Source organism: Pseudomonas sp. NPDC089392 (assembly GCF_044749595.1).
In the GTDB taxonomy this organism is placed as follows: Bacteria; Pseudomonadota; Gammaproteobacteria; order Pseudomonadales; family Pseudomonadaceae; genus Aquipseudomonas.
On record NZ_JBIVIF010000024.1, the window covers coordinates 35,139 to 54,429 of the forward strand.

A 19,291-nucleotide genomic window follows, 5' to 3' on the forward strand; every position below is an offset into this window, starting at 1 on the left:
GAATCTGGAGGTACACGCGTGCGCAAACTGGCTGTGGTAATGGCAGTGCTCGCCCTGGCGGGCTGTGAGAACGAGGTCGAAGGCGTGCACAAACAGGTGGCCGAGCACCTGCACAACCCCAAGACCGCCAAGTTCGGCAACGTGCGGATCGACACCCAGGGCACCATCTGCGGCCAGGTCCGCGGCAAGGATGATGCAGGGCAGTACGAAGCCTACCGCAGCTACGTGGCGATCAAGCGTGACGGCCAGTACGACATCATCGTCGACGACAGCGGCAACAACCTGCGTATCCGCGAGATGTGCGGCGGTGCTGACCTTCAGCGCCGCGCCGATGCCCTGGCTGACCAGCCGGCACCGCAAGGCTGGGATGTTGAAGTGATCCAGGGCGCCAATATGGGCGCACTCAGCGACATGACCGCGCGCTTGATCGAAAAGGGCATCCCGTCTTCGGTGGAGTACCGCGACGGCAAGCCGGTGGTGCTGATGGGGCCGTTCCCAACCCGTGAAGAAGCGCAAGCGCGCAAGGACGAGGTGATGGCCAAGCTGGGCACCGATTCGGTGGTGATCCAGCATGGCGTGACCCGCTAAGCAGGTTCCGGCTGCATGCTGTTCGTGTGTAGGAGCGGCTTTAGCCGCGAACACCGGCAAAGCCGGTGCCATGCTCCGCGCTGGATTCTTCGCGGGTAAACCCGCTCCTACAGGGATCGCGCTGGCTTCGGGCTCACGCTGTACCTGTGTAGGAGCGGCTTTAGCCGCGAACACCGGCGTAGCCGGTGCCATGCTCCGCGTTGGGCTCTTCGCGGGCACGCCCGCTCCCACAGGTACTGCGCTGGCTTCGGGCTCACGCTGTACCCTTGTAGGAGCGGCTTTAGCCGCGAACACCGGCAAAGCCGGTGCCATGCACCGCGTTGGATTCTTCGCGGGTAAACCCGCTCCTACATAGGTACTGCGTTGGCTTCGGGCTCACGCTGTACCTGTGTAGGAGCGGCTTTAGCCGCGAACACCGGCAAAGCCGGTGCCATGCACCGCGTTGGATTCTTCGCGGGTGAACCCGCTCCTACATAGATCGCGCCAGGCAGTTGCGTCTGCGCTGAACATTGTTCACACAAGTTTGGCTATGCTTGAGTTGGGAGATGCTGAATGGGGAGGGCCTCATGTCTACACTGGAACGGGCCATTGCTGTGGCCGCCAGGGCACATGAAGGGCAGTACGACAAGGGTGGGGCGGCTTATATCCTTCACCCGTTACGCGTGATGATGCGGGTTTCCACGCCTGAGCAACGGATTGTCGCGGTGCTTCACGATGTGATCGAGGACACCTCGACGACCCTGTCCGACCTGGCGCGCGAGGGCTTTGCACTGAAAATCCTTGCCGCCTTGCTGGCGCTAAGCCGCCGTGAGGGCGAGACCTACCAGGATTTTGTGGTGCGCCTGGGTGGTGACCCGCTGGCGCGCACGGTCAAGCTGGCCGACCTGGCCGATAACAGCGACCTTTCGCGTATCCCTTGCCCGGGGCCCGCCGACCTGGCGCGGTTGGCCCGTTACCGGGAAGCCAGCGCCTATTTGCAGGCGCTGCCCTGACGCCTAGCCACATGCCTTGAGGTTGACCGGCCCGACAAATTCGTTACCGCGCCCCATCACACAGGCCACCCGCTGGTTACGTTGCTGCTCCCAGGCTTGCGGCGGGTAGGTCTTGTTCCAGGCTTCGAACAACTGGCGGTCCTGTTTGGACAGGCGCAGGTTGTACTGCTTGCTCATGTAGAAATAGGTGCGCGCGATCATGCCGCGTATCGACGGGCGCGGCATGACCTTCTTGGCCTTGAAGTCGACCTGGGTCAGGCAGCTGCCGTACTGGCCGCGTTGCTCAGGCAGCCAGCCGAAACTGAAGTTGCTGCGGTCGCCGTTGACCTCGCCAATGCTCGGCACCAGGTTGTGCAAGTCGGCCTCGGCGCGTTTGTATACTTCGTCATGCTGCGAGCACTGTTTGCGCCCGCCGCTCTGCCAGCACTGGCGCTGATGGCCGATCTGCCAGGCCGGTACGATGTGCTCCCATTCGATGCGCGACGCACGCTGGGCATTCTTGCGCGGTGCATAGCCACAGGACGCCAGGTCGACCTTGTTGCCTTTGTACTTGCAGCCGCAATAGAACTCGGTCGATTGCGGTGCATACAACTTCCAGGCGACCTTCTTGGCCTCCTGGAAGGTGCGCGGGGCGTCGGCTTGCACGAAGGGGGTGGTCAGTAACAGGCAAACAGCCGCGAAAAGCGAAACTCTCATGCGCGGTCAGTCTTCCTTCGGTACGGTCCAGAAAATCTGCACGCCGCCATCATCGCGATGGGCGAGGGTGACGTTGTCGTTTTCGGCGATTTCCTCAAGCAGGGTTTCCCAGTCTTCCGGGGTTTCCTGTTCCAGGCGGAAAATCAGCGCCGCGCGGCTGCGCTGGGCGGTAGGGCTGTTTATGATCTTCTGGATACGCATACCCAGTTGTTCATAGCTGCTCGGCGTGGCGGAGGCGGTGCTGGACACAGGCATTTCCTTGTTTTGCTGTATGCACATACAGTATTTCACTGTAAGTAATTTCGCAACAGCTTGTCAGGAGAAAACTGCACTCAGGCCTGAGCAGAGTTATGCGCAGTTTTATCCAGCGTGTGCCACAGGCTTTTCATCGTCGGGTTCTGATTCAATAACGAGCAGTACGAGCGGATCTCCAGGCGCGTGCTCCATTCGGCACCACCGGCTTGCACCAGCAGCCCTCTTTCCAGTTCATCGTGCACGGCGCTGTAGGGCAGCCAGGCTACCCCATAGCCTTCCACGGCCATGCGCACCAGCAGCATCGCCATGTCTGCTTCATAGCAACGCTCCAGCGGGGCGCTTTCAGACGCGTTGCGGATGACCACGTCTGCCACTTTGCCAAGGAATGTCGTTGCCGTGTAGGCCAGATGCGGTATGGGCCTGGTGCTTGCTGAAAGCTGAAACAGCGGCTGGCCGCGCGCGTCGGGGGCACACACAGGGATGAATGCGTCATGCCCCAGCGCCAGGCTGGCGAAACGCTCGGGGTCCAGCGAGATAGGCGTGAGCGGGTGGTGGTAGACAATCATTAAGTCGCAATTGCCTTCTTCAAGGGCGATGACGGCATCATTGATATTGGCTGCCACCACCCGGGCATTGAAACGTTCATTGTGCTGCTGGAACTGGCTGAGCCACTTCGGCAGGAAGGTCATCGAAAGGCTATGGGCCGCGGTGATCTGGATCGAGCGCCCGGGCATGCGCTTGACGTCCCTCAGGTTGGCCCGCAGTGCCAGCAGCGCAGCCAACGCCTGGCGCGATTCATCACAGAATGCCTGGCCGGCGGGGGTGAGTTGCACCGGGTAGGTGGCACGATCAACCAGCTCGACACCCACCCATTCTTCCAGCGAGCGGATTCTGCGGGAGAGTGCGGACTGGGTAACGCAACGTACTTCGGCGGCGCGCGAGAAATTCTTGCATTCGGCAAGCGCCAACAGGTCGTCCAGCCACTTGATTTGCATCGCTTGTCTCCTCCATCAGGCCCTCAGTGTAAGCGGCTTCGGGTGAGTGCCGACAGCAATGCCTGAAAACTATTCTGAAAACGCATAGGGTCAGCCCTATTACTCATCAAGTTGCACTTGGGGTGGCGATAAACTTGCCCCCTGTACCGGCTCGATAAGCCGGTGTGCCTTGTCTTTATTCAAGTCCTGCCAAGTAGAAAAAAGAGAAAATCACTTGAGGAAACCGTCGTGAAAAACAATAAGCTTCCGCGCCGCATTGCCATGGGTATTGCCTTGGGCATCATCGTTGGTTGGGCATGTCATCATTTCGCAGGAAGCGAACAGGCGGCGAAGGATATTGCCGCTTACTTCAGCATGGTGACCGACATCTTCCTGCGTTTGATCAAGATGATCATTGCGCCGCTGGTGTTCGCCACGCTGGTGGGCGGCATCGCCAGCCTGGGCAATTCGGGCGCGGTCGGGCGCATCGGCTTGCGCGCCATGGCCTGGTTTGTCTGTGCTTCAGCCATTTCGTTGGCGATTGGCATGGCATTGGTCAACCTGTTCGAGCCAGGGGCTGGCTTGAACTTGCAGGTGGCGCAGCACGCCGATGCCGCCGCCGTTGTAGTGAACACCGGTGACTTCAGCCTCAAGGTATTTATCAGCCATGTATTCCCGCGCAGTATTGCCGAGGCAATGGCTAATAATGAAATACTGCAAATCGTGGTGTTCTCGTTGTTCTTCGGCTTTGCCTTGGCTGGCGTCAGTCGCGCAGGTAATACCAAAGTTGTCGATTGTATTGATGAACTGGCCAAGGTGATGTTCCGTATTACGGACTATGTCATGGCGTTTGCGCCGGTCGGGGTGTTTGCCGCTATCGCTTCGGCTATTACCACTCAAGGCCTGGGTTTGTTGCTCGACTATGGCAAGCTGATCGCCGAGTTCTACCTTGGCATACTGTTGCTGTGGGCGGTGTTGTTCGCGGTGGGTTACCTGTTCCTGGGCAAGCCAGTGTTTACCCTGGGCAAGCTGATTCGCGAGCCGGTGCTGTTGGCTTTTTCTACCGCCAGCAGCGAGGCGGCCTACCCGAAAACCATGGAGGCGCTGGAAAAGTTCGGCGCACCGAAGCGCGTATCCAGTTTCGTCCTGCCGCTCGGCTACTCGTTCAACCTTGATGGCTCGATGATGTACCAGGCATTCGCCATCATGTTCATCGCCCAGGCCTACAACATCGACCTCAGTTTCACCCAGCAGGTGCTGATCCTGCTGACGCTGATGATTACCAGCAAGGGCATGGCCGGGGTCGCGCGTGCCTCGGTGGTAGTCGTGGCGGCGACATTGCCGATGTTCAACCTGCCAGAAGCCGGCCTGCTGCTGATCATCGGTATCGATCAGTTCCTCGACATGGCGCGTACCGCTACCAACGTAGTGGGCAACAGTATTGCCACGGCAGTGATCGCCAAGTCAGAGCCGCAGTTGGCGCCGGAACAGGCAAGCGAGGCTGCAGTTCCGCCGTCCACCCTTGACCGCCCAGTGCCGGTCGCCTGAGGTACTTACCCATGAAGCCGAACAAGGCAACAGCTGCGCTAACCCTTTCGCACAAAATCGGGATTGTCGGCGGGCTTGGCTCGCTTGCCGGTGGCGACCTGTTCTACAAGCTTGTGAGGTCGCGGGCAGTACTGGAGGACCAGGGGCGTTTTCATTTCCTGCTGGAGCAGCATCCGTTCAAGGACCTGCTGCTGCCGCTGGACGCTAACGCGAGCATGAGTTCGCGCAAGTTCTACGTGTTCGAAGTGTGCCGTTCGTTCGAGGCAAGCGGTGTGGATGCAATCATGCTGCCGTGCTTTGCCAGCCAGACGTTTCGCGCAGAGATCCAGGATGAGCTGGGCATACCCGTGCTGGACATGATGCAAGCCCTGGTGCAGTACATTCGCCAGATTGCTGAACCGGGCAGCACACTCGGCGTGCTCGCTTCGGACTACGTGCAACATTCCGGGCTCTTCGAGCGGGCGTTAGGCGCCCACTATCATCTGGTGTACCCCGATGAACACGCCCAGGCTGCACTGATGCAGGCCATGTACGGGCGCAGCGGTATCAAGGACGGGCATCTGGATGGGGTGCCCCTGGAGTCGGTGTACCAGGCCTGCCTGTCACTGCAGGCGCAGGGCGCAAGCCATGTCGTTCCCGGAATGACTGAGATATCCCTGGTATGTGCCGTCTTGCAACGCCGTGGGATTGCTGCACTTGATATCAACGACCTGTACGCCACGTTTGCCACGCAGGGCTCCAGCGCCCCGCCCGAGTTGCCGTTCAAGCTGGGTATCGTCGGTGGCGTCGGCCCGGCAGCCACGGTTGATTTCATGGGCAAGGTCGTTGCCAGCACCCCTGCAGGCCGTGACCAGGACCACATCAAGATGGTGGTCGAGCAGAACCCGCAAATTCCCGATCGCACGGCCAATCTGCTGAACGATGAAGCCGACCCGACCATGGCCATGTATGCCACTTGCAAGCGCCTGGAGAGTGCGGGCGCCAATGCAATTGCCATCCCGTGCAATACCGCCCATGCGTTCGTTGATCGTATCCAGGAGCATCTGCGCGTGCCGATCGTCAACATGCTCAGCGAAACAATCAACTGGATAAAGCAACGCTATGGCGCTGACAGGACGGTAGGCCTTCTGGCCACATCGGGTACCGTCGCCAGCCAGGTCTACCATCAGGCCGCTAACCGCGCAGGCATGGACGTCATGGTGCCGGCTGCGGACTACCAGAGCCTGGTCATGGAGGCCATCTACGGTGAGCGCGGCATCAAGGCGGGCTTCACTGAAGGGCTGTGCCGAGACCAGCTACTGATTGCCGTAGAGCATCTTGCGCAGGCGGGTGCCGAGGTGGTGGTGCTGGGCTGCACCGAGTTGCCGCTGGTCCTCAGCCATTGCGATGCCTATGAACTGCGGGGCAGGACGGTCGCCCTGGTGGACCCTACCCTGATCCTGGCGCGCAGCTGTGTAGCGCTGGCGCACAAGGTGCCAGCCGTGAAGGACGTACAGGGCAGGGCATAGGGTATGCAGGCTTCACCCCGGCTGTGGCGGCGCAGTGGTCCCGCGTACGATCAGCTCGACCGGCAGGCATTCGCTTTGTGGTGGCTGCCCACTGCGGATCCACTGTAACAGGGTGTTGGCCGCACGTTGGCCAAGCTCGTAGGTCGGCAACAGCACGGTAGTGACTCCGGGCGTGACCTGGGCGGTGAGGGGCAGGTTGTCGCAGCCGACGATGGACAGTTCGGCCGGCACGTTCAAGCCCAGCGCCTGGGCTTCGAACAGGCAGCCCACGCTGAGCACATCATTACCGCAGAACACTGCTGTCGGCCGTTCGTTCAACCGCAGCAACTGGTTGAGCCCGGCCCGGCCACCCTCGAAGCCGAACGGTTGCTCGACGATGTTGCCGTCCGGCAGCGTGCAACCGGCGCTGGCCAGGGTTTCGCGAAAGCCGGCCAGGCGCGCCCGAGCCCGGTCATTATGGCGGAAGAAGCCAGAGATCACGCCCATGCGCCGATGCCCCAGGCGCAGCAGGTGTTCGGCGGCCAACTGGCCGATGCGGTAGTTGTCGAACCCCAGTGACGGTTGGCCAGGGTGGCTGGCCCAGGTCACCAGCAGCCGCACATCATGTGACCGTACCATCTCCCAGACTTGCGGCGAATGATCGGCGCCCACCAGCACCAGGCCATCGATGGCCTGGCCAAGCAGCGCGCGCACCAGTTCCAGTTCGGCGCTGGGGTTGTACTCGTGGGTGGCCAGTAGCAGCTGGTAGCCCTGGTTGGCCAGCGTGGTCTGCAGGCCTTGCACGGCGCGGGCGAAAATTGCGTTGTCGAGTGTTGGCATGATTGCACCGATGGTGCGCGCACGCCCCGAGGCCAGTGCCCGGGCCGAGCCGTCGGGCAGGTAGCCGAGGCGTTCGATGGCGTGCTGGATTTTCTCCCGGGTGTCGGCGCGCACCAACTGCGGGTTGGACAACGCACGGGATACCGTGGCGGGGGAAACCCCGGCCAGGGCGGCTACATCGTGCAGGCGTGGGCGTGAAGTCATGGCGGTCTGGCATCGGAGCGGTACCTGACAATATAACCATTCGGCACTTTTTTCCCAGCTTTCTTGACCTGCTTCCGACGGCGGCTACTTTGAATGAAAGCGCTTTCATTTCTTTGCATGAAACCTTGCCGGAGACGCCATGACCATCACTTACCTCAAGCAGGCCAGCAAAACCGCCGATGACAACACCGCCGAAGCACAGCGCGTGGTAACCGACATGCTCGACGATATCCAGCGCCGCGGCGAAGACGCCGTGCGCGACTATGCACGCACGCTGGACAAGTGGCAGGGCGATATCGTGCTCAGCGACGCCGAGATCGATCGGCGTACCGCGCAGGTGCCCAAGCGGGTGCGTGACGACATCGATTTTGCCGCGCGCCAGGTGTATGAATTTGCCTGCGCCCAGCGCCGCTCGATCGAAGACCTGGAGGTGACGCTGCCGTCAGGCGTGATTGCCGGCCAGCGGGTGGTGCCGGTAAATGTGGTTGGCTGTTACGCACCGGCCGGGCGTTATGCGCATATTGCGTCGGCGTACATGGGCGTGGCCACAGCCAAGGCGGCCGGGGTCAAGACCATCCTGGCGTGCTCCAGCCCGTTTCTCGGCGAGAGCATCCACCCGTATGTGTTGTATGCCTTCAAGTCGGCTGGTGCCGACGTGATCATGACCCTTGGCGGGGTGCAGGCCATCGCCACCATGGCCTACGGCCTGTTCAGCGGCAAACCGGCCGATGTAGTGGTCGGGCCGGGCAACAAGTTCGTTGCCGAGGCCAAGCGCAGCTTGTTCGGCAAGGTGGGCATCGATGTGTTCGCCGGGCCGTCGGAGGTGGCGGTCATCGCCGATGACAGCGCCGATGCCGCCATTGTCGCCAGTGACCTGGTGGGCCAGGCCGAGCACGGCCACGAGTCGCCGGCCTGGCTGTTTACCACCTCGCGCAGCCTGGCCCAGGCGGTGATGGCCAAAATTCCGCAACTGATCGATGCACTGCCGCCGGTAGCCCGCGATGCCGCCTTCTGCGCCTGGCGCGACTATGGCGAAGTGATTGTATGTGACAGCCGCGAGGAAGTGGTGGAAGTGTCCGATCGCTATGCCAGCGAGCACCTGGAAGTGCATGCGCACGACCTCGGTTGGTGGCTGGACAACCTGACCTGCTACGGCTCGCTGTTCCTCGGTGAAGAAACCACCGTGGCCTTCGGCGACAAATGCAGCGGGCCGAACCACGTGCTGCCGACCAAGGGCGCGGCCCGCTACTCTGGAGGGCTGTCAGTGCACAAGTTCCTCAAGACCCTGACCTGGCAACGCATGCCACGCGAGGCGGTGCGCCAGATCGGCCAGGTGACCGCGCGCATCTCGCGCCTGGAGGGCATGGAGGCGCACGCCCGCACGGCAGATGACCGCCTGGCCAAGTACTTCCCCGACGAGCGTTTCGATCGCGGTGAGCCTGTGACCCGCTGACGTCATCGGGCTTGCCCTTCACCCATACCCGCCCCGGCGTTGGCCCGGGCGACAGGAGTGTTTCATGAACCCGGCAACACTGTTTGACTTGCACGGCCGCACCGCGCTGGTGACGGGGGGTGGCAGCGGTATTGGCGCACTGATGGCCGAAGCGCTAGGCGCCGCAGGCGCACGCGTGGTGTTGATGGCGCGGGGCGAAGCGGCCTTGCAGCAACAGGTCACGCACCTGCAACAGCGGGACATCGAGGCGAGCTACCGCTGCTGTGACCTGACCTGCGTTGACAGCTTGCAGGCGGCGGCGCGGGCGCTCGGTACGGTGGACATCCTGGTCAATGCCGCGGGCGTCAACCGCCGCGAGCCGTTCGAGCAGGTCAGCCCGCAAACCTGGGATGAGCAACTGGCGCTGCATTTGAAAGCGCCATTCTTCCTGGTACAGGCGTTGGCCCCGGGCATGGCCGAGGCCGGTTGGGGGCGCATCATCAACATCGCCTCGTTGCAGTCCAGCCGGGCCTTTGCCGACAGCGCGCCGTATGGTGCCGGCAAGGGCGGCATCGTCCAGCTGACCCGGGCGATTGCCCAGCGCTGGTCGCGCCACGGCATCACCTGCAATGCCATCGGCCCTGGCTTCTTTCCCACTGCGCTAACCGCCCAGGTGTTTGCCGACCAGGGGTTGGCCAAGCGTCATGCCGAGCGCACCTGCATAGGGCGCAACGGCCAGCTTGAAGACCTGACGGGTGCCACGTTGTTCTTTGCCAGCAATGCCAGCAGCTATGTCACCGGCCAGACGTTGATGGTCGATGGCGGCTACACCGCCAACTAACCCGGCCCGTCCAGTGGGCGGCCACAACCGGTTCGACCGTGGAGATAACAACAATGACTTCCACTGCGCCTGCCTCATCCAACCTGCGTCGCGCCACGATTTCCAGCGTGCTTGGCTCGGTAATCGAATGGTATGACTTCTTCCTCTACGGCGTCGTTGCCGGCCTGGTGTTGAACAAACTGTACTTTCCCGCCGACGATCCGTTGATCTCGGTGTTGCTGTCCTATGGCGTGTTCGCCGTCGGTTTTATCGCGAGACCGGTTGGCGGCATCGTCTTCGGCCATTTCGGCGACACCCTGGGCCGCAAGAAGATGTTGATCATCACCCTGGCCCTGATGGGCGGGGCGACAGTGGTCATCGGCCTGATCCCGACCTACGAACAGATCGGCGTGATGGCGCCGATCCTGCTGCTGGCCTGCCGTATCTTCCAAGGCATTGGCCTGGGTGGTGAGTGGGGCGGTTCGGTGCTGATAACTTACGAATCGGCACCGCCTGCACGCCGTGGCTTCTACGCCAGCCTGCCGCAGATTGGCATGTCGCTGGGCCTGGTGAGTGCCTCGGGGGTGATCGGCCTGCTGTCCTGGTTGCTGACCGACGAGCAGTTCATGAGCTGGGGCTGGCGCTGCGCTTTCCTGCTAAGTGGCGTGTTCGTGCTGCTGGGCAGCTACATCCGCACCCACGTCAGCGAAACCCAGGACTTCAAGCAGGCGCAGCCCAAGGCCGCTGGGCAGGCACGCCAGGCGCTGCCGATCGTGCTCATGCTGCGCCGCTACCCGCGGATGATCTTCGCCTGCATGGGCGCGCGGATGATCGATGGGGTGTTCTTCAACGTGTTCGGTGTCTATTCGCTGAATTACCTCACGCAATCGCTGAACCTGCCGCGCACCAGTGCACTGGTCGGGATCATGCTCAGCGCCTTGCTGATGAGTTGCTTCATTCCGTTCTGGGGCCATGTGGCTGACCGTGTCGGCAAGGCCCGCGTGTATGGCTGCGGGGCGCTGCTGTCGGCGCTGTCGGTGTTCCCGGCGTTCTGGGTGATGCACAGCTTCCCGGGGCAGCTGGCGCTGGTCTGGCTGGCGATCATCATTCCCTTCGGGATTTTCCATGCCGCCGTGTTCGGCACCATGTCGTCGCTGTTTTCCGAATGCTTCGACGCCTCGGTGCGCTACACCGGCATCTCGTTCGTGTACCAGGTGGCGGGGGTGTTCGCTGGGGGCATGACGCCGATCATCGCTGCGCTGCTGACCGGTCTGAACGCCGGCAACCCTTGGTTGCTGTGCAGCTATGTGCTGGGTATCGGCCTGCTCAGTGCCTGGTGCGCCCGCTGGATTGGCCGGCACCAGGCCGTGGGCATGGCCGAGCCCGCTTTTGCACCCGCCACGGCGCGTTGAGGCGCTGCTGCGAGCACAACAACAAAGGAGATGCCATGAAAGCGCTTGTCTATACGCAACCCCTGCAGATGCAGTTGCAGGAGCGGCCTTACCCCGAGCTACAGAGCGGGGAGGTGATCATCAAGGTGGCAGCTGCCGGTATCTGTGGTTCGGACCTGCATGCTTTCCACGGTCACGACCCGCGCCGCCAGCCGGGCCTGGTACTGGGCCACGAACTGGCGGGCGTGGTGGTGGAGAGTGCCGCCCCGCGGCTGCAGGCAGGCCAGCGGGTAACGGTAAACCCGTTGATAACCTGCGGCGATTGTGAGTATTGCCGCAGCGGGCGCGATAACCTTTGCGCCAACCGCAGCATGATCGGCATGAGCCGACCGGGAGCGTTTGCCGAGTATCTGGCGATACCTGCCGCGTCGGTTATCCCCATTCCTGAAAGCCTGTCGATGGTCGAGGCGGCGATTACCGAGCCTGCGGCTACCGCGCTGCATGCCATCAACTTGTCCATGCGTGTGTTGGCTCGGCCCTTGCCGGAGTTGCGCACCCTGGTGATTGGCGGCGGCGCGGTAGGGCTGTTGGCGGCCTTGCTGCTGCGCAGCTATGGCTGCCGGCGGGTGAGCATGGCCGAGGTCAACCCGCTGCGCCGGGAGTCGGCCCGCCTGCATGCAGGCTGTGAAGCATTCAACCCGCTGGAAACCTGTGCTGCGGCCAATGCCTTCGACTACGTCATCGATGCGGTGGGGGCGAAGGCCACCCGTGATGCTGCGCTGGAAGCGGTCAAGCCGGGCGGGGTGATCATGCACATTGGCTTGCAGGACTGGGCCAGCGAGATCGACATGCGCAAGCTGACCCTGGCGGAGGTTTCGTTGCTGGGGACCTACACCTACAGCATGGCCGACATGCATGCCACGGTGCGGGCGCTGGAGGAGGGGGCGTTTGGTGAGCTGGGTTGGGTCGAGACGCGGGGGATGAGCGAGGGCGCGCGGGCGTTCAGTGATCTGCATGAACAGCGCACGGCGGCTGGCAAGCTGGTGTTGTTGCCGGATGCCTGATGTTTGCTTTTTTTGCCTGAGCGATCCTGGGGCTGCTGTGCATCCCTTTCGCGGCACAAGGGGCGCAAAGCGCCCCCAGGATGTTCAGCTCAAACGCAGCTCTGCAGCTTGTCCAGCAACCCCTGCGGTACTTCGATGAGCGCACTGCGCACCTGCCGTTCACGTATCCGCCGTTGCCCCGGCAAACGCACGCCCGGTTGCTCCAGCATCGCCGCGAACAACGCCTCGACATGCGCCAGATACCCCGTCGCGAAACGCTGTGGGTCGATCAGCAACAGCAAGTGCGCCACCCCCGGTGCATCCCCCTGGGCATCGAAGAACGAACTGGCCTGGAAACCGAAATGGCTACCGGTGAGGCCCGCTGTCAGCAACTCGACCATCAACGCCAGCGCGGCACCCTTGGCATCGCCCATCGGTACCATGCTGCCCGCCAATGCCGCTGTTGGGTCGGTGGTGTCATTACCGGTCCGATCGATCGCCCAGCCAGGCGGGATCGTCGAGCCGGCCTGTTTGGCCAGCATCACCTTGCCGCGGGCGACCTTGGACAGCGACAGGTCGATGACCACTGGGTCGCCATTCAGCCGTGGTGAGGCGAAGGCGATGGGGTTGGTGCCGAACAGCGGGGTGTGCCCACCCCAGGGCGCCATCGCCGCTGGCGCATTGCTCAGGGCCAATGCCAGCAAGCCCTCGCGTGCCGCCCGCTCAACCGGTTGCCCGGCAACGCCGAAATGGTGCGAGTGGCCGATCGCCAGCGCCGCGATGCCCAGCCGGCGTGCCGTGGCCATGGCCGGGCCGAGGCCGGCATCGATCGCCGCGAACGCCAGGCCATGGTGAGCGTCGACCCGCACCAGCGCGCCGTCGACCTGCACATCGGGCACCGCCGTGGCGTTGACTTTGCCGGTGCTCATCTGCTCGAGGTAGAACGGCAAGCGCGACAGGCCATGGGAGGGCAGGCCTTCGCACTCGGCCTGCACCAGGGCCTGCGCGCAACTGAGTGCGGTGGTTTGCGGCATGCCGGCAGTACGCAGCGCCTGCATGGCCAGCTCATGTGCATGACGCACGCTGATTTGCACAGTCATCGGGTGGCTCCTTGCAAAAGGCTTCAGGATTTTTTCTGCGACAGGTTCAGCGGCGCCTGCTCAAGCGTCGGCAAGCGGCCAGGGGCGGCCAGCTCGGCGCGGGCCTGGGCCAGGTCAAGCTTGCCCTCCCAGCGGGCAATGGCCAGGGTGCCGACCACGTTGCCCATCATGTTGGTCAGTGCGCGCACCTCGTTGAGAATACGGTCGATGCCAAGGATCAGGGTGATCGCCGCCACCGGGATGATGTCATGGCTGGCCAGCGTTGCAGTCAGCACAATCAGCGCCGCACCGGCAACCCCGGCGCCACCCTTGGAGGTGATCAGCAGAATCACCAGCAGGCTCAGTTGCTGGCCCCACGACAAGTCGATGTTCAATGCCTGGGCGAGAAACAGCGAGGACATGGTCAGGTAGATGGCCGCGCCGTCGAGGTTGAACGAGTAGCCGGTTGGCAACACCAGGCCGATCACCGACTTGTCGCAACCCAATCGCTCCATTTTCTGCATCAACCGCGGCAGCACCGACTCGGTGGTGGACGTGCCCAGCACAATCAGCAACTCCTCGCGGAAATACTTGATCAACGACCAGATGTTCACCCCGCAGGCAAAACTGATCGAGCCGAGGACAATGCCGATGAACAGCAGGCTGGTGACGTACAGGCAGACGATCAGCAAGCCCATCTGCTGCAGGGCACCAATGCCGTACTTGCCGATGGTAAAGGCCATGGCGCCGAAGGCGCCGATCGGTGCCAGCCACATGATCATGCCGACGATGCGCATCAGCGTTTCACCAAACTGCTCGATCACCCGCGCGGCCAGGCGGCTGCGCCTGGACATGCCGGACAGCGCCACACCAAACAGCACCGAGAACAACAGCACCTGCAGCAGGTTACCGCTGGCAAAGGCGCCGACCACCGAGTTGGGAATCAACTGGGTCAGCAGGCTGGACGATTCCTGGGCATGCACCTGGTCCAGGTACTGCGACATGGCGCCGCCGTCGAGGCTGGCCGGGTCGATGTTCATGCCGGCACCGGGCTGTACCAGGTTGGCGATGACCATGCCCAGCAGCAGTGCCAGGGTGGTCACGATCTCGAAGTACATGAAGGTCTTGAAGCCGACCTTGCCCAGTTCCTTGAGGCTTTCCATGCGGGCGATACCGATGGCAACGGTGCAGAAGATCACCAGGGTGATGAGCATCTTGATCAGGCGGATGAAGGTATCGCCCAAGGGCTTCATCTCCACCCCGAGGGCGGGCCAGCAGTAGCCGAGGGCAATGCCGGCGATCAGGCCGATGACCACCTGGACATACAGGTTCTTGAGGATTTTCACGGCTGTTTCTCCATAAGCGGATACCCCACGCCAATCACGCTGATCAGGGTAGGGGAGCAGGTTCGGTTCGTAGGCGTGACACGGGGGCGGTCAGGACGGTCGTCGTGGCTGCAGGGGCTTGGGGAGAAACACCGGATGGGGTGCGGGAGCAGGGCAGAGCGGTTTCATGAAGGTCTCCATTTATGGTTGTTGTGAGACGTACTTCTTGAACGCAGGCAGGAAAAAGCGCCGTTGCCCAGGGTGAGCAACGGCGCGGCAGGTCAGGCGCTTTCGAACAGTCGGGTCAGCACGAATTCGCGATGCCCCAGCGCTTCGGCGGCAGTGTAGCGGCCGTTGGCGGTGCGCATCAGCATGTCGAGCAAGCGGTCGCCAGCATCATCCATGTTGATTTCGCGCCGCAGCAGGCCGGACACGTCCACGTCGATGTGTTCACCCATGGTGCGGAACGTGCGCGGGTTGGCGCAGATCTTGATCACCGGCAGGATCGGGTTGCCGATGACGTTGCCCTGGCCAGTGGGGAAGAAGTGCGCCACATACCCGGACGCTGCACACAGGGTGACCATTTCAGCGGCAGCGGATGACGAGTCCATGAACCACAAGCCCGGCCCGGTGGGCGCCTCGGCCTTGTCCAGCACCCCATCTACCCGGCATTTGCGACCGATCTTCTGGATGTTGCCCAGGGCCTTTTCCTCGATGGTGGTCAGCCCGCCTTCGATGTTGCCCTTGGTTGGCTGCGACTCGGACAGGTCACTGGTTTTCCAGCGGTCGATCATGGCGCTGTAGCGGTCGAACATGAACTGGAACCGCTCGCGCACTGCCGGGGTGCTGCAGCGCTCGGCCACCAGGTGCTCGCCGCCGGTCAGCTCTGAGGTTTCACCGAACACCAGCGTGCAGCCTTGCGCATACAGCTTGTCGAAGGCGTTGCCCACGGTCGGGTTGGCGCCGCAGCCGGACGTGGTGTCGGACTCGCCGCACTTGGTCGACACCCACAGCTCGCTGATGTCGCATTCTTCGCGGCGCAACTCGGTGGCGTACTGTACGAATTCGCGCGCCTTGCGCGAGGCAGCGCAGATGGTGTTGTGGTCGCCGTTCTGTTCAATCCAGAAGCCTTCGGCCGGCTTGCCGCTGGCGCGGATGCCTTCGACCACGCGGCGGGTCCAGCCCGGTTCGATGCCGATTACCACCACCGCCGCCACGTTGGGGTTGCAGCCAGTGCCGATCAGGGTGCGGAAGTGCAGTTCAAGGTCCTCGCCGAACTGCAGCCGGCCATACGGGTGCGGCAGCCCGAGGGTGCCCTTGATGTTGTTGGCCACCGCTTCGGCGGCCGCATTGGAGATGTCGTCCACCGGCAGGATGATCACGTGGTTGCGAATGCCCACACGGCCATTGTCGCGGCGGTAGCCCAGGAAAGTGCGCCCATTGAGTTGCATGCTTACCACCTCTTGGTTTTGACATTGTGGACGTGCAGGTGCTCGCCTTCACGGATGGGTTTGATTACCCGGCCGATGTCGACGCCGTACTTGATCACCGTGTCCCCTTCCTGCAGGTCACGGATGGCCAGCTTGTGGCCGATCGGGATGGCGTCACGCACCACGAATTCCAGGGTCTGGTCCTGGTCCATGACCCAGCCTGTCAACTTCTGGCCCGCCTGCACGCCTTCGACTACTACGACGCCGACGGCGTCGTCGGCATCGTGGACGACAAAATCAATGCTCATTGTTGTTCTCCTGTGACGGTCATTCATATGCCGTAAGTCATGTATAGGACATGAGTTATAGGATAGTCAAGGTGCGATGTTTTTTTTCGCGTCCGGGTTATACTTGGGCAACACGAATCCGCGGTGACCGACAACCATGAACGAAGCCCTGCAAAACCCGCAGAAGGCCCCGACCTTCCAGCCGCTGTACATGCAGATCAAAGACTTGCTGATGGAACGCATCAACTCGGGGGAGTGGTCGCCTGGCACGTTCATTCCCAGCGAGGCGGCACTGGCGAGCACTTATCAGGTCAGCGTCGGCACCCTGCGCAAGGCGCTTAATGAGCTGGTGGCCGAGAACGTGGTGGTGCGCCAGCAGGGCAAGGGCACCTCGGTCGCCACCCACGACGGCGACCATGCCTTGTTCCGCTTCTTCAACATTTGCCGCCCGGACGGCGAGCGCTGCCTGCCGGTGTCGATAGTGCTGGGGCGCAAGGTGCGCAAGGCCACGGCGCAGGAAGTGCAGGAGCTGGGGTTGGCGCCAGGCGGCAAGGTGATCCACATTTCGCGTACCCGCGAGCTGGACGGCAAGCCGGTCATCTACGAGGACATCATCCTGTGTGCCGACCGCTTCATCGGGCTGGAGCGGCAGCCCGAGGTGTTGCCCAACACCCTGTACCGGCTGTATCAGCAGCGCTTTGGTGCGACGGTGGCGCATGCCGATGAGCGGATTTTTGCCATCAGCGCCGATGCCAGCCAGGCCCAGGCGCTGGGTATCGCAACCGGTGCGCCGCTGTTGCAGATCGTGCGCACCGCCCTGGATTACCAGGGCCGGGCGATTGAAAAACGCCTGTCGGTGGTCAGTACCCAGGGGCACTGCTACATCAACAGGATCTGATGCAGTGTCGCCACTGGCGATTTGAATTCATTTTTTGCGTTGAACCGTGCCTTTGCACGGTGGCGTTACCCCCGGACGGGCTCGTGAGGTCGCGGCCGGGTTTGAGGAAGCTTCGAATGCCCCCACTCACTGGTCGGCGCATAGGCGCCGGTGACCACCAACGGCTCGATGAGCACGGTAGCAGGCGTATCGGTGGCTGCAAGGCCGGAGGTGCTGACGCTGCCCGCCAGTAGGTGATGTACGCCTTCACCCCGAACCTGCGTGGCTATGTGAGCGTTGGCAAAGGCTTCGAAACCCCCACCCAGGCAGAAATGGCCTACGCAGCGGGCGAAGTCGAAAGCTTCAACTTCGGGCTCAAGCCTGCCACCAGCATGCAGTATGAAATGGGTGTGAAGTATCGGCTGAACGAGCGCACGCGGTTGAATGCGGCGGTGTACGAGATTCAGACAGATGATGAAATTGTCGTTGCCAGCGCCAGCGGTGGCCGCACCAGCTATCGCAATGCCGGACGCACGGTACGGCGTGGCTTCGAGGCGAGCCTGCAGAGTGACTTGAGCGAGCAGTGGCAGACCACCGTGGTATACACCCGCACCGATGCGCGTTACGCCGAAGATGTCAGCCAGGCCATCGAAAGTGGCAACCGGTTGCCAGGTGTTCCACTGGACAACCTGTATGGCGAGCTGGTGTGGAAGCCTGTTGCGTCGGTCAGCATGGGGGTTGAAGGGCAGTACCGCAGCAAGGTGTATGTAGACGACAGCAACGACGCCAAGGCGGCACCGGCGTATGCCGTGTTCAACTGGCGTACGCGCTTTGAACAGCATGTCGGGGCGTGGACGTTCCACCAGCTGGTGCGCCTGGACAACCTGCTTGACCGGCAGTATGTGGGCTCGGTGATTGTCGGGGATAGCAACGGGCGATACTACGAGGCGGCGCCTGGGCGTTCGTGGTATGCGGGGGCGGGGTTGGAGTATCAGTTCAGGTAGGGTGGTTGCGGGGAGAGTTTGGGGCTGCTTTGCAGCCCATCGCGACACAAGGCCGCTCCTACAAGGGACCGCATAACGGCAGGAATACGCGGTCCCCTTGTAGGAGCGGCCTTGCGTCGCGATAGGGGCGCACAGCGCCCCCAACATGTGTCAGGCCACCGCCTGCGCCCCGGTAATCTCCACCAGCGACCCACACATGAACGCCGCTTCATCCGACGCCAGGAACGCCACCAGCGCCGCCACCTCTTCCGGTTTGCCAATACGCCCGAACGGCACCATGCGGTCCAGGTCGGCAATGGTGCGGCCGGAGCGCAACACGCCCGCCTCGAGCATCGGCGTGTGGATCTCGCCCGGGCACACCGCATTCACGCGAATCTTCTGCGGCGCATAGTCACGCGCCAGGTTCTGCGTAAACGAGGCCACCGCTGCCTTGGTCACGTTATAGGCAATGTGCCCAGGCGCCGGGTACAGGCCCCACTGCGAGGCAGTGTTGACGATAGCGCCACCACCGGCTTCGATCATGCCCGGCAACACGGCCCGGCACAGGTGGAACATGGCGTCCAGGTTGACCGCAAAGCTGCTGTGCCAGTCCTCTTCGCTAAGCGCCAGCAGGTTGCCGCGGCGGTTGATGCCGGCATTGTTGACCAGCACGTCGATGCGCCCGAATTCGCTGGCAACTGCCTGCACCAGGCTGCGGCAGGCCTCGCCCGAAGCAATGTCGGCAGCCATGGCCAATGCCTGGCCACCGGCCTCGGCAATGGCCAGCGCAACGGCCTGCGCCGCGTCCAGGTTGACGTCACTCACCACCACTGTTGCGCCTTCGCTGGCCAGCCGGCTGGCAATGGCTGCGCCAATGCCTCCCGCACCACCGGTCACGATTGCCACTTTGTTCTCGAACCTGTTCATCGATGACTCCTTTTTTATTGTGTGCAGGGTTGCATGCAACATAGTGAGTAGGTGTGCGAGTGTCAACAGGACTGAAGTGATCAGTCCCGGCAACGTGGGTCAGGGCGCTTTGC

At 62.5% G+C, this 19,291-nt stretch carries 18 protein-coding genes and 1 pseudogene; 10 read left to right on the forward strand and 9 right to left on the reverse strand.

The window, feature by feature from the left end:
* Positions 1-18 precede the first annotated feature (18 nt).
* Complete coding sequence (locus ACIP1G_RS19705) at positions 19-588, forward strand: SPOR domain-containing protein (RefSeq protein WP_400740135.1); 570 nt, start codon at positions 19-21, stop codon at positions 586-588.
* A 566-nt stretch (positions 589-1,154) separates the two neighbouring features.
* Positions 1,155-1,580: a GTP pyrophosphokinase gene (locus ACIP1G_RS19710; protein WP_400740138.1), complete on the forward strand. Its 426-nt coding sequence runs from the start codon at positions 1,155-1,157 to the stop codon at positions 1,578-1,580.
* Positions 1,581-1,583: 3 nt separating this feature from the next.
* Here ACIP1G_RS19710 and ACIP1G_RS19715 read toward each other — a convergent pair whose 3' ends face one another.
* The 3 genes from ACIP1G_RS19715 to ACIP1G_RS19725 all read right to left on the reverse strand — a co-directional run bounded on the left by ACIP1G_RS19715 (position 1,584) and on the right by ACIP1G_RS19725 (position 3,526).
* Positions 1,584-2,276: an endonuclease gene (locus ACIP1G_RS19715; RefSeq protein ID WP_400740140.1), complete on the reverse strand. Its 693-nt coding sequence runs from the start codon at positions 2,274-2,276 to the stop codon at positions 1,584-1,586.
* Positions 2,277-2,282: 6 nt separating this feature from the next.
* The gene (locus tag ACIP1G_RS19720) at positions 2,283-2,525 is read right to left on the reverse strand and encodes a DUF1654 domain-containing protein (RefSeq protein ID WP_003260955.1); all 243 of its coding nucleotides are present in this window, start codon (positions 2,523-2,525) and stop codon (positions 2,283-2,285) included.
* Between the two features lie 83 nt (positions 2,526-2,608).
* On the reverse strand, positions 2,609-3,526 hold the full coding sequence (locus ACIP1G_RS19725; protein WP_400740143.1) for a LysR substrate-binding domain-containing protein: 918 nt from the start codon (positions 3,524-3,526) through the stop codon (positions 2,609-2,611).
* A 228-nt stretch (positions 3,527-3,754) separates the two neighbouring features.
* Between ACIP1G_RS19725 and ACIP1G_RS19730 the strand changes: the two genes are divergently transcribed.
* Positions 3,755-5,053: a dicarboxylate/amino acid:cation symporter gene (locus ACIP1G_RS19730; protein ID WP_400740146.1), complete on the forward strand. Its 1,299-nt coding sequence runs from the start codon at positions 3,755-3,757 to the stop codon at positions 5,051-5,053.
* Between the two features lie 11 nt (positions 5,054-5,064).
* Positions 5,065-6,561, forward strand: a complete 1,497-nt coding sequence (locus ACIP1G_RS19735) for an aspartate/glutamate racemase family protein (RefSeq protein ID WP_400740148.1) — start codon at positions 5,065-5,067, stop codon at positions 6,559-6,561.
* Between the two features lie 12 nt (positions 6,562-6,573).
* On the opposite strand, the gene ACIP1G_RS19740 is transcribed toward ACIP1G_RS19735, so the two are convergent.
* Entirely contained in the window at positions 6,574-7,584 is a 1,011-nt protein-coding gene (locus ACIP1G_RS19740) for a LacI family DNA-binding transcriptional regulator (RefSeq protein WP_400740150.1), read from the reverse strand.
* Positions 7,585-7,723: 139 nt separating this feature from the next.
* On the opposite strand from ACIP1G_RS19740, the gene hisD reads away from it, so the two are divergent.
* The 4 genes from hisD to ACIP1G_RS19760 all read left to right on the forward strand — a co-directional run bounded on the left by hisD (position 7,724) and on the right by ACIP1G_RS19760 (position 12,291).
* A complete protein-coding gene (gene hisD / locus ACIP1G_RS19745) occupies positions 7,724-9,037 on the forward strand; it encodes a histidinol dehydrogenase (RefSeq protein WP_400740152.1) in 1,314 nt (437 codons plus the stop codon).
* 64 nt (positions 9,038-9,101) lie between these two features.
* Entirely contained in the window at positions 9,102-9,857 is a 756-nt protein-coding gene (locus tag ACIP1G_RS19750) for an SDR family NAD(P)-dependent oxidoreductase (protein WP_400740154.1), read from the forward strand.
* 53 nt (positions 9,858-9,910) lie between these two features.
* Positions 9,911-11,248: an MFS transporter gene (locus ACIP1G_RS19755; RefSeq protein ID WP_400740157.1), complete on the forward strand. Its 1,338-nt coding sequence runs from the start codon at positions 9,911-9,913 to the stop codon at positions 11,246-11,248.
* 35 nt (positions 11,249-11,283) lie between these two features.
* A complete protein-coding gene (locus ACIP1G_RS19760) occupies positions 11,284-12,291 on the forward strand; it encodes an alcohol dehydrogenase catalytic domain-containing protein (protein ID WP_400740158.1) in 1,008 nt (335 codons plus the stop codon).
* An 89-nt stretch (positions 12,292-12,380) separates the two neighbouring features.
* Here ACIP1G_RS19760 and ACIP1G_RS19765 read toward each other — a convergent pair whose 3' ends face one another.
* The 4 genes from ACIP1G_RS19765 to ACIP1G_RS19780 all read right to left on the reverse strand — a co-directional run bounded on the left by ACIP1G_RS19765 (position 12,381) and on the right by ACIP1G_RS19780 (position 16,412).
* A complete protein-coding gene (locus ACIP1G_RS19765; RefSeq protein WP_400740160.1) occupies positions 12,381-13,370 on the reverse strand; it encodes an Ldh family oxidoreductase in 990 nt (329 codons plus the stop codon).
* 23 nt (positions 13,371-13,393) lie between these two features.
* A complete protein-coding gene (dctA, locus tag ACIP1G_RS19770; protein ID WP_400740162.1) occupies positions 13,394-14,695 on the reverse strand; it encodes a C4-dicarboxylate transporter DctA in 1,302 nt (433 codons plus the stop codon).
* Between the two features lie 260 nt (positions 14,696-14,955).
* Positions 14,956-16,125: a UxaA family hydrolase gene (locus ACIP1G_RS19775; RefSeq protein ID WP_043199621.1), complete on the reverse strand. Its 1,170-nt coding sequence runs from the start codon at positions 16,123-16,125 to the stop codon at positions 14,956-14,958.
* Positions 16,126-16,127: 2 nt separating this feature from the next.
* The gene (locus tag ACIP1G_RS19780; protein ID WP_043199623.1) at positions 16,128-16,412 is read right to left on the reverse strand and encodes a UxaA family hydrolase; all 285 of its coding nucleotides are present in this window, start codon (positions 16,410-16,412) and stop codon (positions 16,128-16,130) included.
* Between the two features lie 136 nt (positions 16,413-16,548).
* Between ACIP1G_RS19780 and ACIP1G_RS19785 the strand changes: the two genes are divergently transcribed.
* Together ACIP1G_RS19785 and ACIP1G_RS19790 are read left to right on the forward strand one after the other, a co-directional pair.
* A complete protein-coding gene (locus ACIP1G_RS19785; RefSeq protein WP_400740166.1) occupies positions 16,549-17,289 on the forward strand; it encodes a GntR family transcriptional regulator in 741 nt (246 codons plus the stop codon).
* A gap of 233 nt (positions 17,290-17,522) precedes the next feature.
* Positions 17,523-18,272, forward strand: a pseudogene (locus ACIP1G_RS19790) (TonB-dependent receptor domain-containing protein); the annotation flags it as partial.
* 150 nt (positions 18,273-18,422) lie between these two features.
* Here ACIP1G_RS19790 and ACIP1G_RS19795 read toward each other — a convergent pair.
* On the reverse strand, positions 18,423-19,178 hold the full coding sequence (locus tag ACIP1G_RS19795; protein WP_400740168.1) for an SDR family NAD(P)-dependent oxidoreductase: 756 nt from the start codon (positions 19,176-19,178) through the stop codon (positions 18,423-18,425).
* Positions 19,179-19,291 lie beyond the last annotated feature (113 nt).

Excerpts from the sequence above, each read along its gene's own strand:
- ACIP1G_RS19710 (WP_400740138.1), top strand. The coding sequence starts at position 1,155 with ATGTCTACACTGGAACGGGCCATTGCTGTGGCCGCCAGGGCACATGAA.
- ACIP1G_RS19715 (WP_400740140.1), bottom strand. The coding sequence starts at position 2,276 with ATGAGAGTTTCGCTTTTCGCGGCTGTTTGCCTGTTACTGACCACCCCC.
- ACIP1G_RS19785 (WP_400740166.1), top strand. The coding sequence starts at position 16,549 with ATGAACGAAGCCCTGCAAAACCCGCAGAAGGCCCCGACCTTCCAGCCG.
- ACIP1G_RS19740 (WP_400740150.1), bottom strand. The coding sequence starts at position 7,584 with ATGACTTCACGCCCACGCCTGCACGATGTAGCCGCCCTGGCCGGGGTT.
- ACIP1G_RS19755 (WP_400740157.1), top strand. The coding sequence starts at position 9,911 with ATGACTTCCACTGCGCCTGCCTCATCCAACCTGCGTCGCGCCACGATT.
- ACIP1G_RS19795 (WP_400740168.1), bottom strand. The coding sequence starts at position 19,178 with ATGAACAGGTTCGAGAACAAAGTGGCAATCGTGACCGGTGGTGCGGGA.
- ACIP1G_RS19735 (WP_400740148.1), top strand. The coding sequence starts at position 5,065 with ATGAAGCCGAACAAGGCAACAGCTGCGCTAACCCTTTCGCACAAAATC.
- ACIP1G_RS19750 (WP_400740154.1), top strand. The coding sequence starts at position 9,102 with ATGAACCCGGCAACACTGTTTGACTTGCACGGCCGCACCGCGCTGGTG.
- ACIP1G_RS19765 (WP_400740160.1), bottom strand. The coding sequence starts at position 13,370 with ATGACTGTGCAAATCAGCGTGCGTCATGCACATGAGCTGGCCATGCAG.
- ACIP1G_RS19780 (WP_043199623.1), bottom strand. The coding sequence starts at position 16,412 with ATGAGCATTGATTTTGTCGTCCACGATGCCGACGACGCCGTCGGCGTC.
- ACIP1G_RS19725 (WP_400740143.1), bottom strand. The coding sequence starts at position 3,526 with ATGCAAATCAAGTGGCTGGACGACCTGTTGGCGCTTGCCGAATGCAAG.
- ACIP1G_RS19775 (WP_043199621.1), bottom strand. The coding sequence starts at position 16,125 with ATGCAACTCAATGGGCGCACTTTCCTGGGCTACCGCCGCGACAATGGC.
- hisD (WP_400740152.1), top strand. The coding sequence starts at position 7,724 with ATGACCATCACTTACCTCAAGCAGGCCAGCAAAACCGCCGATGACAAC.
- ACIP1G_RS19760 (WP_400740158.1), top strand. The coding sequence starts at position 11,284 with ATGAAAGCGCTTGTCTATACGCAACCCCTGCAGATGCAGTTGCAGGAG.